Origin of the sequence: Streptomyces globisporus C-1027 (assembly GCF_000261345.2) — a bacterium.
Classification (GTDB): Bacteria; Actinomycetota; Actinomycetes; order Streptomycetales; family Streptomycetaceae; genus Streptomyces; species Streptomyces pakalii.
Map to the genome: position 1 here is coordinate 2,452,574 of NZ_CP013738.1, position 13,164 is coordinate 2,465,737.

At 71.4% G+C, this 13,164-nt stretch carries 14 protein-coding genes and 2 tRNA genes; 3 read left to right on the plus strand and 13 right to left on the minus strand.

The features are described from left to right. Positions 1–388: 388 nt before the first annotated feature. Both WQO_RS10625 and WQO_RS10630 read left to right on the plus strand, forming a co-directional pair. Positions 389–1,897, plus strand: a complete 1,509-nt coding sequence (locus tag WQO_RS10625) for a hypothetical protein (RefSeq protein ID WP_010064134.1) — start codon at positions 389–391, stop codon at positions 1,895–1,897. After that, positions 1,897–3,474, plus strand: a complete 1,578-nt coding sequence (locus WQO_RS10630) for an NADH-quinone oxidoreductase subunit NuoF family protein (protein ID WP_058953941.1) — start codon at positions 1,897–1,899, stop codon at positions 3,472–3,474. Before WQO_RS10625 ends, WQO_RS10630 begins: the two co-directional genes overlap by 1 nt. Positions 3,475–3,535: 61 nt before the next feature. Here the strand turns inward: WQO_RS10630 and WQO_RS10635 are convergent. The 10 genes from WQO_RS10635 to WQO_RS36375 all read right to left on the minus strand — a co-directional run bounded on the left by WQO_RS10635 (position 3,536) and on the right by WQO_RS36375 (position 8,571). Continuing rightward, a tRNA-Ala gene (locus tag WQO_RS10635) sits at positions 3,536–3,608 on the minus strand. A gap of 142 nt (positions 3,609–3,750) precedes the next feature. Next, positions 3,751–3,984: a hypothetical protein gene (locus WQO_RS10640; protein WP_003969224.1), complete on the minus strand. Its 234-nt coding sequence runs from the start codon at positions 3,982–3,984 to the stop codon at positions 3,751–3,753. A gap of 3 nt (positions 3,985–3,987) precedes the next feature. After that, the gene (locus WQO_RS37380) at positions 3,988–4,176 is read right to left on the minus strand and encodes a hypothetical protein (protein WP_073776932.1); all 189 of its coding nucleotides are present in this window, start codon (positions 4,174–4,176) and stop codon (positions 3,988–3,990) included. 141 nt (positions 4,177–4,317) lie between these two features. After that, a tRNA-Ala gene (locus WQO_RS10645) sits at positions 4,318–4,390 on the minus strand. A gap of 152 nt (positions 4,391–4,542) precedes the next feature. After that, a complete protein-coding gene (locus WQO_RS10650; RefSeq protein ID WP_029182529.1) occupies positions 4,543–5,196 on the minus strand; it encodes a histidine phosphatase family protein in 654 nt (217 codons plus the stop codon). After that, positions 5,193–5,624 (minus strand): ribosome silencing factor, encoded by a 432-nt coding sequence (gene rsfS, locus WQO_RS10655; RefSeq protein ID WP_010062919.1) that lies wholly within the window; start codon positions 5,622–5,624, stop codon positions 5,193–5,195. The genes WQO_RS10650 and rsfS overlap by 4 nt, the downstream gene beginning before the upstream one ends. A gap of 106 nt (positions 5,625–5,730) precedes the next feature. Continuing rightward, complete coding sequence (locus WQO_RS10660; RefSeq protein ID WP_010062920.1) at positions 5,731–7,497, minus strand: LCP family protein; 1,767 nt, start codon at positions 7,495–7,497, stop codon at positions 5,731–5,733. Positions 7,498–7,516: 19 nt separating this feature from the next. Continuing rightward, complete coding sequence (nadD, locus tag WQO_RS10665) at positions 7,517–8,134, minus strand: nicotinate-nucleotide adenylyltransferase (protein ID WP_029182531.1); 618 nt, start codon at positions 8,132–8,134, stop codon at positions 7,517–7,519. A 38-nt stretch (positions 8,135–8,172) separates the two neighbouring features. Beyond that, positions 8,173–8,334, minus strand: a complete 162-nt coding sequence (locus tag WQO_RS36370) for a hypothetical protein (protein ID WP_010062923.1) — start codon at positions 8,332–8,334, stop codon at positions 8,173–8,175. A gap of 84 nt (positions 8,335–8,418) precedes the next feature. Next, the gene (locus WQO_RS36375; protein WP_010062924.1) at positions 8,419–8,571 is read right to left on the minus strand and encodes a hypothetical protein; all 153 of its coding nucleotides are present in this window, start codon (positions 8,569–8,571) and stop codon (positions 8,419–8,421) included. 111 nt (positions 8,572–8,682) lie between these two features. Between WQO_RS36375 and WQO_RS10670 the strand changes: the two genes are divergently transcribed. Further along, positions 8,683–9,786 (plus strand): M48 family metallopeptidase, encoded by a 1,104-nt coding sequence (locus tag WQO_RS10670; RefSeq protein ID WP_010062925.1) that lies wholly within the window; start codon positions 8,683–8,685, stop codon positions 9,784–9,786. On the opposite strand, the gene WQO_RS10675 is transcribed toward WQO_RS10670, so the two are convergent. The 3 genes from WQO_RS10675 to WQO_RS10685 all read right to left on the minus strand — a co-directional run bounded on the left by WQO_RS10675 (position 9,719) and on the right by WQO_RS10685 (position 13,098). Continuing rightward, a complete protein-coding gene (locus WQO_RS10675) occupies positions 9,719–10,849 on the minus strand; it encodes an SCO2583 family membrane protein (protein ID WP_010062926.1) in 1,131 nt (376 codons plus the stop codon). The two genes, WQO_RS10670 and WQO_RS10675, sit on opposite strands and share 68 nt — an antisense overlap. A 241-nt stretch (positions 10,850–11,090) precedes the next feature. Beyond that, positions 11,091–11,672, minus strand: a complete 582-nt coding sequence (locus WQO_RS10680; RefSeq protein ID WP_010062927.1) for an SCO2584 family spore wall biosynthesis protein — start codon at positions 11,670–11,672, stop codon at positions 11,091–11,093. Positions 11,673–11,814: 142 nt separating this feature from the next. After that, the gene (locus WQO_RS10685) at positions 11,815–13,098 is read right to left on the minus strand and encodes a glutamate-5-semialdehyde dehydrogenase (protein ID WP_010062928.1); all 1,284 of its coding nucleotides are present in this window, start codon (positions 13,096–13,098) and stop codon (positions 11,815–11,817) included. Positions 13,099–13,164: the final 66 nt, after the last annotated feature.

Sequence of the window (13,164 nt, forward strand, 5' to 3'; positions counted from 1 at the left end):
GGAGCGGGGAGTAACCGGAGGGCGGACATCACACGCAGGAGCCCGGGTCCGCACCACCCGCACGCCCTCTCGCGCGCCGCCCACCGCCCTCCGCACGCCACTCTCCGTAGTCGGAACATGGCGTTCCCGTGGCTGCGGCGTGTGCGCCCCGCGCGCTTCGCATGAGGTTTTCGCGGAGCCCTGGGACGACCTCGACGGCAGGGAGAACGCCCGGGAAGCAGGGGTTACTCCGCGTACCGACCTCTATCGGGGCAACCGAGCAAACCTCGTACTGGTTGGTATGGGGCGTCCTAGCATGCGGCAACGGGACCGCTTTGCCGAACTATTCGGAGTCGCCCCCATGAACCCTCATCGCAAGATCCGCGTATCCCCCAGCATGAGCCCCGCAATGAGTCGGCCGGTACAGGGCGGCCTGACGGTCGCCGCGTTGGTCTTCGTCCCTCTGTTCGCCGTCGCAGGGAGCGACGAACTGCGCGCCACCCTCGATTTCACCACCGGCGTCCTGTCGCTGGTGTCGCTCAGCGCCGCCGTCGCCTGGGGCCTGCTGGCCACCGACCGGCTGTTCCTCTCCACCCGTCAGCGCATCGTCTGCCAGGGCATCCACCGGGCCACCGCCATTGCCGCGCTCGGCTTTCTGCTGCTGCACGGAACCGTGAAGGTCGCCCTCGGGCATGTGGCTCTGATCGGTGCCCTCATACCCTTCAGCCTCGGCGTGACCGGCGCGGCGGGGCTGATCGGTTTCGGTTCGCTGGCCGGGCTGCTGATGGTTGTCACGGCCGCGACCGGCGCCCTGCGCAGCGCCTTCGCCCACCCTTCCCCCAAAGCCGCCCGGCTCGGGCAGTCACTGGGGTCGCCCCGGGACACGGGCGGCATCGCGGGCCGGTGGCGCGCCCTGCACGCGCTGGCGTATCCGGCGTGGTGCGCCGCGCTGGTCCACGGCCTGTTCGCGGGGCGTGCGCCTGCCACCTGGGTGGTCGTGATGTACGGGCTCTGCCTCGCCGGAGTCGCCGGGGCGCTGTGTCTGCGGCTGCTGCCGCGCCCGACGAAGCGGCGGGTCGCCGACCGGGTCGCCGAACTGCTGGGCCAGGGGCCCCCGGCCGCCCCCGATCCGGTCCTGCGGGAGTCCTCCTCGTCCGCCGGGGAACCCTGGTCCGATCCGGCCGCCTGGAGCGAGACGGACCGGGACGTACGGGGCACGCCGGTGCGCCCGCGCACGCTCTCGGCGCCGATACCCCCGACCTCGCCCCCTCCGACGGCGATCCCGGGCGCGCTGCACGAAGCGCCGACCGAAACGCTGTACAGCGGCCGGTCACCGCTGTACGAGCCCCCGCCCCGCAGCGCCGACCGCATCGCCTTCGGCCCGCCGGAGGAACTGCCGGACCCGGGGCGGAGGAAGGCGGGGCCGGGGCCTGGACCGGGCATAACGGCCGGGTACCGCGCCGTCTCGCTCGGCGGCGGCATGTCGGGCCCGGCGGCCCCCTCGGAGAGTCGCTGGCCCTCGCCCTCCCCCGCTCTGCCCGGACAGGCGCACCACGGTCCGTCCCCGCAGAACCCGCCTGCGTACACCACGCAGGAGCACGCGTACGCGACCTCCCCGTACGAAACGCCGGGGCACGGCACACCGAGGTACGGATCCACGGAACCCGCCGAACCGAAACACGCCGCTCCGGAATCCCGCACACCAGAAACCGGCACACCCGGGTCCGGCACACCGACCTACGTGACATCGGAGTACGCCGGCGCACCGACCCCGTACGACACCACCACATCCGCTCCCCTCACCTCCCCTTCCCCCGCTCCCTCCCCCTTCGCCCCGCCCCGTGCCGAACCGGGGGCCGGGCCGTTCACCGCGCCCCCGGCCGGCGAACCCTGGCACGCACCCGCAGGAGACCGATAGTGAACGTCCCCCTCCCCGATGTGCCCGAGGTCCGCGTCGTCGGACTGCCGCAACTGACCACCGGCTTCGACCTGGTGGAGCGGCTCGACCTCGCCATGCACCTCAAGGTGCACGGGCCGCTGGAGCCGATGACCGGTGAACGGCTGGCCGAACTGGCCGAAACGATCTCCCTGCGCGGAAGGGGAGGCGCCGGTTTCCCGTTCGGCAAGAAGCTGCGCGCGGTGGCGAAGGCGTCCATCCGGCGCGGAGTGCGGCCGGTCGTGGTGATCAACGGCAGCGAGGGCGAACCGGCCTGCCGCAAGGACACCGTCCTGCTCAACCGCGCCCCGCACCTGATCCTGGACGGTGCGCTGCTGGCCGCGGAGGCGCTCGGCGCGCGCACCCTGGTCGTCGCCGTCACCCGCAACTCCACGGAGATCTCCGTACGGGCGGCCCTCGCCGAACGCGGCCTCTCCGACCGGCGCGGCCAGCAGTTGCGCGCCCGCGTGGTCCGCACCCCGGAACGCATGGTCTCGGGCGAGGCCTCCTCGGTGATCAGGGCGGCGAACGGCGGGCCCGCCCTGCCGCCGGGCCGGCGCGAGCGGGCGGCGGAGACCGGGGTGGGCGGCTCACCGACGCTGCTGTCGAACGCGGAGACCTACGCCCAGCTCGCCGTCGCCGCCCGGATCGGCCCCCGCCGCTACGGGCACACCGGGCTGCCGAACGAACCCGGCACCGTCCTGCTCACCGTCTCGGGCGCCGTGGCGAGGCCCATGGTCGTCGAGGTGCCGACCGGGGTGCCGCTGCGGTACGTCCTGGAGATGGCCGGGGCCCCGCCGCTCCCCCAGGGCGTGCTGACCGGCGGCTACCACGGCAACTGGATCGACGCGGTCTCCTCGCACAACGCCGTGGTCTCCCGCGAGTCCCTGGCCACCGCGGGGGGTGCGCTCGGCGCGGGGGCCATCCTGCCGATCGGCCCGGACACCTGCCCGCTCGGCGAATCCCTCCGGATAGCCAACTGGCTGGCCGCCGAGACCGCCGGACAGTGCGGCCCGTGCAAGCTGGGGCTCCCCGCCGCCGCGGGCGGCCTCTCCGACGTGCTGAACGGCGGCGGGCCCGCCGCCCTGGAGGCCCTGCGCGAGGTCACCCAGGCCGTGAAGGGCCGCGGGGCGTGCAAACACCCGGACGGTTCCGCCCGGTTCCTGCTCTCGACCCTGTCGGCGTTCACGGACGACCTCGCCGCACACGTCCTGGACGGCGGCTGCGGCCGCGAGACGGTCGGGGTGCTGCCGCTGCCCGCACCGGGCTACCAGGATCTGGAGGAGTCGATTCCGAGCGGCGAGAAGCTCGCGGTCGACTGGACGCTCTGCCAGGGCCACGGCCTGTGCGCGGACCTCGTCCCCGAGCTCATCCGGCTGGGAGCGGACGGCTATCCGGCACTGGCGGACGCCGCCGTTCCGGTGCACCTGCGCGGTCGTGCCCAGCGGGCCGTACGGCGCTGCCCAGCCCTGGCGCTCCGTATCGAGCAGCCGCCGGCCGAACAGCGCCCCGCCCTGCCGGCCGCCCATCGGCGCGCACTGGGCAGTGCCCGCGGCTGATCCCGGCACAAAGAAGCGGGCCACCCGATCCGGGTGGCCCGCTTCTTTACTGTCGATCCTGTGGAGCTAAGGAGAATTGAACTCCTGACCTCCTGCATGCCATGCAGGCGCTCTACCAACTGAGCTATAGCCCCTCGCTGCTTGCCGCCCGGTTCCCCTTGGCGACATCGAGAACATTACACGGTCCCCCCGGTGCTTCACCAAATCGTTTCCGGTCCGCACCGATATGCCCGGATCATCCAGGGCGTTCGCCCGCCAGTCGCAGGTCAGACCAGGTCAGGCTGTCGCGAAGGAGTAGAAGCGCTTGAGGGTGCAGTGCTCCTCCAGGAGCCGCCCGTAGATCGGCTCCCCCTCCAGCTCCCGGTAGGTCTCGATGGGGTCGCCTTTTATGATCAGCGCCCGTGCGCATTCCTCGCACCAGTACTGGTACTCCGCGTTGACCGGGTCCATGTCCCTGACGATGGGCGTACCGCTGCCGCACCAGTCGCATTTACGCCTGTGTGCACCCATCAGTCAGCTCCAGCTGTGGCCGCAGGCCGTGCACACGTAGGAGACCCCTCCGTTGTCACCCAGAACCTGGGCCACATGGGACGAACCGCAGGACGGACAGCCGAGACGGGATCGAACGTCGGACGTTACGGGGCCGGGGGGCGAGGCGGCGACAAGGCGCTGGTCGGGGACGTGTTCGCGACTCGCAGGCATCGCGCTCCCTCCCGATCGGTACGTCGCCCCCTCCGGCGTTCCGATTCTGCCATGGCCCCGCAAGAGGGGCAGCCCGCTCGACGCCCTCCGTCCCCTCCATGCAGAAGATCCCGCCCCCTGATGGGGACGGGATCCTGATTGTGGAGCTAAGGAGAATTGAACTCCTGACCTCCTGCATGCCATGCAGGCGCTCTACCAACTGAGCTATAGCCCCGCTGTTCGCTCTGTTTCCCTGCGTTTCCGCGCTGCGAACAAGATGAACTTTAGCCTGCGACCGGCCGGAAAGTGAAATCCGGCCCGGGCCGCCCGAGGGCGGCCCGAGAACGGCCTCCCGACGACCGCTGGACGGCCGCCCGGACGGCCGGTCTAGTCGTCGTCGCCGAGCACCGGCTCCGGGAGTGTGCCGGCGTTGTGCTCCAGCAGACGCCAGCCGCGCGCGCCCTCCCCGAGGACGGACCAGCAGCAGTTGGAAAGACCGCCGAGCCCTTCCCAGTGGTGCGCCTCCAGGCCCAGCAGCCGGCCGATCGTCGTCCTGATCGTGCCGCCGTGGCTGACGACGACGAGCGTGCCGTCATCCGGAAGCTTCTCGGCGTGCTCCAGAACGACCGGAGCCGCCCGGTCGGCGACCTCGGTCTCCAGCTCGCCACCGCCCCGGCGCACGGGCTCACCGCGCTTCCAGGCGGCGTACTGCTCGCCGTAGCGCTCGACGATCTCCTGGTGGGTCAGCCCCTGCCACTCGCCCGCGTACGTCTCACGGAGTGCGGCGTCATGGGCGACGGTCAGGCCGCTGACGGCGGAGAGCTCGGAGGCCGTGGCAGCCGCCCGCCGGAGGTCGGAGGCCACGATGGCGTCCGGCTTCAGCGAGGCGAGCAGCCGGGCGGCGCGGCGGGCCTGCCCGACGCCGGCCTCGGTCAGCTCGATGTCCGTGGAGCCCTGGAAGCGGCGCTCCAGGTTCCATGCCGTCTGGCCGTGCCGCCAGAGGACGATCCTGCGGCCCTTGCCGCTCTTGCTGCCGTTCAGCTCTGGTCACCTTCCGTGCCGCCGTTGAGCTGTGCGTGCTCCTCGGCCTTGCCGCGGGTCTTGATCGCGTCCTCGGGGAGGGCGATCTCCGGGCAGTCCTTCCACAGGCGCTCCAGCGCGTAGAAGACGCGCTCCTCGCTGTGCTGGACGTGGATGACGATGTCGACGTAGTCGAGGAGGATCCAGCGGGCGTCGCGGTCGCCCTCGCGGCGCACCGGCTTGGCGCCGAGCTCCTTCTGGAGCCGCTCCTCGATCTCGTCGACGATCGACTTGACCTGACGGTCGTTGGGGGCCGAGGCCAGCAGGAAGGCGTCGGTGATCGACAGCACATCGCTGACGTCGTAGGCGATGATGTCGTGCGCGAGCCGGTCGGCGGCCGCCTGGGCGGCGGCGTTGATGAGCTCGATGGAGCGGTCCGTGGCGGTCACATGCAGGCTTTCGTCGGCGGTCGGATGCAGTCCCTAGGGTCTCACGGACCGCCGACAGAGCTTTACTGCCTTCACCCGGGGCCACCGGCCGGCGGCCCCGGGCGGGCTACTGGACCTTGTAGTCCTGGCCCAGGACCGCGGACACGTCGGCGTTGGCGGCCGGCTCGCCCTTCTTCACATCGCCTGCGGAGAGACCCAGGGTCTTGGCCACCTCGACGGCCTTCTCCTTGTCCTCGGCGGACCGGTAGAGCACGACGGACGACGCCTCGGCCCCGGCCTTGCCGCTGTCCACGAAGGCGTAACCGCCGTTGACCAGCTGGACCCGGGCGGCCTCGGCGGCCTTCTGGTTTCCGGTGGCGTTGCGGACGGCGACCCGGAGCGGAGCGCCGTCCTCGGGCGCCTTCACCGTGCCGCCGAGGATGTCCTTGACCACGCCGCGGGTGTCCGCCTCGGTGAGCGTGCCGTCCTCCTGGACCGGCAGCAGGGCCGTCTTGTAGTCGCCGACCTTGGCCCGCGAGGCCAGCTTGGCGAGCGAGGCCCCGAGGTCCTTCTCGGGCAGCGACGGGTCGAGCACCTGGAGCAGCGTCTCGATGGTGACGGTGGCGGCCTTGGGGTCCTCGGAGATCTTGCGCAGGGTGGCCCGCATGACCTCGCCGAAGCGGGTCAGCTGCTTGGCCTCGGGCTCGCCCTCCGCACGGTAGGTGGCGTACGCGACGGCCATCGGGCCGCTGAGCGTCTGGGCCTCACCCTTGTTCACCAGGGGCGATTCGCCCTTCTTCGCGGCGGGCACCTCGGTGTCGGTGTCGACCTCGATGTTGCCGACCAGCTCGACGAGGTTCTCCAGGTACGGGGTGTCCAGCCGCCAGGTGCCGGTGATCCGGGTGCCGAGGAGGGTGTCGATCGCCTCCCGGGTGCCGGTCCTGCCGTCGTCCTCGACGGACTTGCCGAGCGTGGTGGTGGCCCCGTCGTCGCCCGCGACGGCGAGGGAGTTGGGCAGCAGGACGGTGGTGCCCTGCTTGGTGGTGGTGTTGTCGACGAGCAGCGCCGTCGAGGTGCCGCCCTTCTTCGTGTCGTGCAGGTGCACCACGATCATGTCGCGCTGCTGGGCCCCGGCGGCGACGGTCTTCTTCTCGTCCGTTCCGGACAGGCCCGGGAGCATGTCGGCGGACCACAGATAGCCGACCCCGCCGACGACGACGAGAACGGCGACGACTATCAGGGCGACCATGCGGTTGCGGCCCTTGCGCCGGGCCTCCTCGCGCCGCTCGCTGCGGCTCTCGGTGAACTTCAGCCAGTCGATGACGTCTTCGGAGTCCTCGTCGGGCTCCTCGATGAACGAGAACTGCTCGGTGCGGTAGTCCGGGGCGGGCTTGCGCTGCCCGGGAAGCGCGGCATCCGCCTCCGGCTCGGCCTCCTGCGGAGAGGGCTGTACGGGGGGCTGCGGCGGTGCCTGTTCCGGCGCGGGGGCGGCGCCCTGCTGCGGGATGCTCCAGTGCTCGCCGGTGTCGACCGCGGCGGGCTGCTGCCCGGTGGCGTAGCCGTAGTCGGTGTAGGAGCCGTAGCCGTACCCCTGGTCGGCGCCCTGTTCCTGCTGCGCCTGGCCCTGCTGGTGGCCCTGCTGACCGGCGGCGTAGGGGTCGTAGCCCGGCTGCTGCTGAGGGTTGCCGTACGCGTCGTAGCCGTAACCGGTGGTGTCCTGGGTCTGGTGGCCCTGGCTCTGCTGGGCTGCGTAGGGGTCGTAACCCTGGCCCTGCTGGTCGTAACCCTGACCCTGCTGCCCCTGCTGCTGGTAGACCGGCTGCCCGTACGCGTCGTAGCCGACGATCTGCGGCTCCTGGTAGTACGGGTCGTACGGGTTCTGTCGGTCGTTCACCGGTGCCCCTCTCCGTGGCTCATTCGCCGCGGTACAGCTGGCGCTTGTCGATGTAGCGGACCACGCCGTCCGGCACCAGGTACCAGACCGGCTCCCCCTGCGCGACCCTCTCACGGCAGTCCGTGGACGAGATCGCCAGCGCGGGCACCTCCACGAGGGAGACACCGCCCTCGGGCAGTCCGTCGTCCGTGAGCACATGACCCGGGCGGGTCACACCGATGAAGTGGGAGAGCGAGAACAGCTCCTCCGCGTCGCGCCAGGTGAGGATCTGGGCGAGCGCGTCGGCGCCGGTGATGAAGAAGAGGTCCGCGTCGCCGTGGACCTCGCGCAGGTCCCGCAGCGTATCGATGGTGTACGTCGGTCCGCCACGGTCGATGTCACTGCGGCTGACGGAGAACTGCGGGTTGGACGCGGTGGCGATGACCGTCATCAGATAACGGTCCTCGGCCGGGGAGACGTTCTTGTGGCTCTTCTGCCACGGCTGCCCGGTCGGCACGAAGACGACCTCGTCCAGATGGAACTGGGCGGCCACTTCACTGGCCGCCACCAGGTGTCCATGGTGGATCGGGTCGAATGTCCCGCCCATCACACCGATACGGCGCTTGCCGGGGCCGGTAGGCACTTCCTGCTCTCCCATGCGTGCAGAGCCTACTGGCACAGCTGTACGCCCCCGGCTCAGCGGTCGCGGTTGAAGCTGATGGTGATGAACAGAAGCAGCATCAGCGCGACAAAGGCCCCGGCGCCGACGAAGTAGGGGTTCAGGCTTTCGTGGTTGCCGCCGCCCTCGCCCCCGGAGGCGAGAGTGACCAGCTGGTGAGTGGTGCTCGTGAGGCTCATCTTCGGCAGGACCTATCGATCGTGAGTCGGAAGGAAGACGTCGGGGCCATCGTATGCGGGACCCTCGGGCACGCTCACGGCGACTCAGTCGTTGTTGTCGTCGTTGCGGTATCCACGCAGCAGGAACCAGGCGAGCAGCACCGCTCCGAGGATCGAGACGAGCAGCACGATCCGGAGGGTGTCACCCGGTCCCTGCTCCTGGGACGCGGCGGCGAGCAGTACGGCGGTGTGCGGCATTTCGGGCGCTCCTCAAAGTTATCCACAGCCCCCCGCACACCGTAGCGCCAGCGCATACGCTGGCTTTTGTCCGGGGGACGAGCAACGTCTCGTACGAACAGGGGGCCATCCATGACCGACAGCAGTCACGAGAACGTGCCGAGCAGGGCGCGCCGGCGATTTCCCGGGATCTCCTCCCGGGCCTACGAGCACCCCGCCGACCGCTCGGCCCTGGTGGCCCTGCGCAAGCTGACCGGGTTCGACACCGTGTTCAAGGCGCTCAGCGGGCTGCTCCCGGAGCGGAGCCTGCGGCTGCTCTTCCTCTCCGATTCCGTCCGGGTGAGCGACGCGCAGTTCGCCCATCTCAACGGCATGCTGCGCGACGCGTGTTACATCCTGGACCTGGAGAAGGTCCCGCCGATGTACGTGAAGCAGGACCCGCAGCCCAACGCCATGTGCATCGGTCTCGACGAGCCGATCATCGTGGTCACCACGGGCCTGGTCGAACTGCTCGACGAGGAGGAGATGCGGGCGGTGGTGGGCCACGAGGTGGGCCACGCCCTCTCCGGTCACTCGGTGTACCGGACGATACTGCTCTTCCTGACCAACCTCGCCGTGAAGGTCGCCTGGATCCCGCTGGGCAATGTGGCGATCATGGCGATCGTGACGGCGCTGCGCGAGTGGTTCCGCAAGTCGGAGCTGTCCGCGGACCGGGCCGGGCTGCTGGTGGGCCAGGACACCCAGGCCTCGATGCGCGGCCTGATGAAGATCGCGGGTGGCAACCACCTCCACGAGATGAATGTGGACGCCTTCCTCGCCCAGGCCGACGAGTACGAGAAGAGCGGCGACCTCCGCGACTCCGTCCTCAAAATCCTCAATGTGCTGCCCCGGACGCACCCGTTCACCGCCGTGCGGGCCGCCGAGCTGAAGAAGTGGTCGGAGACCCGCGAGTTCCAGCGGATTATGGACGGCCACTACCCCCGGCGCGACGAGGACAAGGACACCTCGGTGACCGACTCGTTCCGGGAGTCCGCTTCGCACTACGCGGACACGGTGCGCACCAGCAAGGACCCGCTGATGAAGCTGGTGGGCGACATCGCCGGGGGCGCGGGGGACCTGGGCGGCAAGCTGCGCGACAAGTTCACCGGAGGCGGCTCCGGCGGCTCCGCTACGGGCGGGGAGTCCGGTCGGCCTCAGGACCCGGAGGAGGGGAGCTCGGGGCCGTCGAAGGGCTGACGGCCGCCAGGGTCCCGCACAGGGCCGCCGTGGGCGGGCCCGAGGCGTACGGGTCGGTGGCGGCGGGGCCGCGGGCGTCCGCCTTCTCCCCGGCCAGGAGGGGGCGGAGCATCTCGGTCGCGTCGGCCGAGCAGGACTGCGGCCCGGCCTGGACCTGGGCGGTGCGCACCTCCAGGCGGTGGAGCCGCAGGTCCTCCCGGTCGAAGCGGAAGTGCAGCTCGCGCCGCACGGTGAACAGGGACGCGCCGTCCTTGCGCGGGGGCCCCTCCGCCGGGCGCAGGGCGTAGGTGAAGGTGTGGTCCGAGACGACGCCGAGGACGCCCGCCGCCTCCTCCTCGTAGCGGAGGGTGCCCTGGACCCGGATCTGCGGGTCCGCGAGCTCCACCCGCTCCGGGTCGAAGCGGACCAGCCAGCCGGTGGCGGCGTGGCTCCCGTCGTCCGCCGGGTCGCTCTGGCTCCGTTCGAACTGGGTGCGCTGGTCCGGGTCGATGAGGTGCTCCACGGGCCGGCGTACGGAGCCGGTGAGGACGTCGGGGTTCAGGGACGACTCCACCAGGTAGTCCTTGACGGTGGCGAGCGCGGCGGTGATCTGGCTGTCGGAGAAGTTCTGGGTGCGCTTCACGGCGGGGAAGTTGATGCCCTCCGCGCCCGTGCGGAATCCGGAGACCGGCTCGGCCCGGTACAGCTGCTCGGGTGATCCGCCCGGTACGGCGCCCCGGGGGGCCAGGGGGATGACGGTGGTCCGCAGGGGTTCGGCACGTCGGGGGGCCGGCTGGGGATACGGGCTGCGGAATCCGATGTAGACGGCCACGGCGAAGGCCAGGGCGATGAGGACGACCAGGGCTATGGCGGCCCGGGAGCCGCCTCCGCTGCGCACGGGCGGCTGCTCCTCGGGCACGGTGCGGACGGCGCGGGCGTGGTCGCCCATCCGTTCCTGCGCCGAGTACTCCCGCATCCGGGCAGCCTGGATGAACGATTCGTCGAAGACGAGCGAGCGGTATTCGTCCTCGCCGCCCGCGGGGTTCTCGGGCGGGCCGTCCGGCGGTTCTGAGCGGCCTGTCATGACTTCTCTCCCGATCTCCACACCGGTCGGTTCGGTGCGCAACGGTCTGCTTCGGCCGAGCGGGGCGTGCGGCAGCGAGAAGCCCCCCTGGGAACGAGGGGTCACATCTTCAGGGTAGGTCGATTGCGGTCCGTGTAAACGCGGAGACCGCCGGGAACTGCGGAGGCGACGGGGGTCGCGGTCGGCGAACGGGTGACGGGAGGAGCCGGGGGCCCTCGGGGGCTGCGGCCCGGCGCCCGGCTCAGGGCACCCGGGGCTCGGCGGAGACCACGGGGCGGGAGTAGTCGGCGGAGGCCGACGGGGCGGCGCCGGGCTTGTCCACACCGCTGCTGGCGGGGGGCGGCACCTGGTCCTGGCGGTTGTTCGACGCGCCCCGGTAGACCGCGGTGAAGGCGAGGGAGACCATGCCGACGCCCATCACCACGGCGAGCAGCCAGGCGACCGGCCGGTGCCAGCGGGCGGAGTTGCGGTAGGGGCGCAGGGAGCCGCCGTGGCGGCCGTAGGGCCCTGGGCCGTCGTCGTCCCCGAAGCCGTCGTCCGGGTCGTAGTCGAGGTCCTGGGGGTCGTGGTAGCCCCGGGAGCCGGCGTAGCCGTATTCGTCGTCGTCGGCGCGACGGGTGCGGCGGGCGCGGGCCGCGTCGGCCTCGGCACGGGCCTCGGCGGCGGCGAGGAGGCGCTCCACGGCGGTGGGTTCGTGGACGGGCGCCGACCGGACGAAGTCCTCGTCGAACACCACGGAGGCGAAGTCCTCGTCCGCGCCCCCGCGGTCGTCGTCGGGCTCCCAGCCGTCAGGAAACGGCTTGCCCCCCACGTCGTCCGGCACGGTTTCAGCGTAGCCGGGCCGGGACCTTTTGGGCAGGGACCCCGCAAACTCCCCCGGATCGATGCGGACTCCCCCGGATCGACCGGGAGGGCACACGCGGTCGGCCCCCTCCCGCGTGCAGGAGGGGGCCGACCGGAGAGACCTAGCGGGTGTGGCCGTCGCCCGTGACGATGTACTTCGTCGAGGTGAGCTCGGGCAGGCCCATCGGGCCGCGGGCGTGCAGCTTCTGGGTGGAGATGCCGATCTCGGCGCCGAAGCCGAACTGCCCGCCGTCCGTGAAGCGGGTGGAGGCGTTCACGGCGACCGTCGTGGAATCGACCAACTGGGTGAACCGGCGGGCGGCGGCCTGCGAGGTGGTGACGATCGCCTCGGTGTGGCCGGAGGACCAGAGCCGGATGTGGGCGACCGCCGCGTCCAGGGAGTCGACGACCGCCGCGGCGATGTCGTAGGAGAGGTATTCGGTCTCCCAGTCCTCCGTCGTCGCCGGGACCACGGTGGCCTTCGAGCCCTCGGCGCGGGCGAGGACGTGTTCGTCGCCGTGGACGGTGACCCCGGCCTCGGCCAGCGCGTTCAGGGCGAGCGGCAGGAATTCGTCCGCCACGTCCTGGTGGACGAGCAGGGTCTCGGCCGCGTTGCAGACGCTGGGGCGCTGGGCCTTGGAGTTGATCAGGATGTCGACGGCCATGGCCAGGTCCGTCTGCGCGTCGACGTAGACGTGGCAGTTGCCGGTGCCCGTCTCGATGACGGGGACGGTGGACTCCTCGACGACCGTGCGGATCAGCGAGGCGCCGCCGCGCGGGATGAGGACGTCGACGAGGCCGCGGGCCCGCATCAGTTCCGTCACGGAGTCACGGCTCTCGCCCGGGACGAGCTGTACGGCGTCGGCGGGGAGGCCGGAGCCGCCGACCGCGTCGCGCAGGACGCGGACGAGGGCGGTGTTGGAGGCGTAGGCGGAGGAGGAGCCGCGCAGCAGAACGGCGTTGCCGGACTTCAGGCAGAGGGCGGCGGCGTCGACGGTGACGTTGGGCCGGGCCTCGTAGATGATGCCGACCACGCCGAGGGGGACCCGGACCTGGCGGAGGTCGATGCCGTTGGGGAGGGTCGAGCCGCGCACCACTTCGCCGACCGGGTCGGGGAGGGCCGCGACGTCCCGTACGTCGGCGGCGATGGCGCGGATGCGGTCCGGGGTGAGGGTCAGGCGGTCGATGATGCCTTCGCTCGTCCCGGCCTCGCGGGCGCGCTCGACGTCCTTCGCGTTGGCCTCGACGATCTCGGCGGTCCGCACTTCCAGGGCGTCGGCGATGGCCAGCAGCGCGTCGTCCTTGGCCGCGCGCGGGAGGGGCGCGATGTCGGCGGAGGCGGCGCGGGCCCGGTAGGCGGCCTGCGTGACCGGGGAGAGGTTGTCGTAGGGCGAGAGCGTGGTCATGCCCGCAGAGTAATGCGCGCTCTGCGGGCATCCGTCACGTATCCCGTGATACGAGACGGCCGACCG

Excerpts from the sequence above, each read along its gene's own strand:
- WQO_RS10685 (WP_010062928.1), bottom strand. The coding sequence starts at position 13,098 with ATGACCACGCTCTCGCCCTACGACAACCTCTCCCCGGTCACGCAGGCC.
- WQO_RS36375 (WP_010062924.1), bottom strand. The coding sequence starts at position 8,571 with ATGCCGCACACCGCCGTACTGCTCGCCGCCGCGTCCCAGGAGCAGGGA.
- WQO_RS36370 (WP_010062923.1), bottom strand. The coding sequence starts at position 8,334 with ATGAGCCTCACGAGCACCACTCACCAGCTGGTCACTCTCGCCTCCGGG.
- WQO_RS10670 (WP_010062925.1), top strand. The coding sequence starts at position 8,683 with ATGACCGACAGCAGTCACGAGAACGTGCCGAGCAGGGCGCGCCGGCGA.
- nadD (WP_029182531.1), bottom strand. The coding sequence starts at position 8,134 with ATGGGAGAGCAGGAAGTGCCTACCGGCCCCGGCAAGCGCCGTATCGGT.
- WQO_RS10625 (WP_010064134.1), top strand. The coding sequence starts at position 389 with ATGAGTCGGCCGGTACAGGGCGGCCTGACGGTCGCCGCGTTGGTCTTC.
- WQO_RS37380 (WP_073776932.1), bottom strand. The coding sequence starts at position 4,176 with ATGCCTGCGAGTCGCGAACACGTCCCCGACCAGCGCCTTGTCGCCGCC.
- WQO_RS10640 (WP_003969224.1), bottom strand. The coding sequence starts at position 3,984 with ATGGGTGCACACAGGCGTAAATGCGACTGGTGCGGCAGCGGTACGCCC.
- WQO_RS10675 (WP_010062926.1), bottom strand. The coding sequence starts at position 10,849 with ATGACAGGCCGCTCAGAACCGCCGGACGGCCCGCCCGAGAACCCCGCG.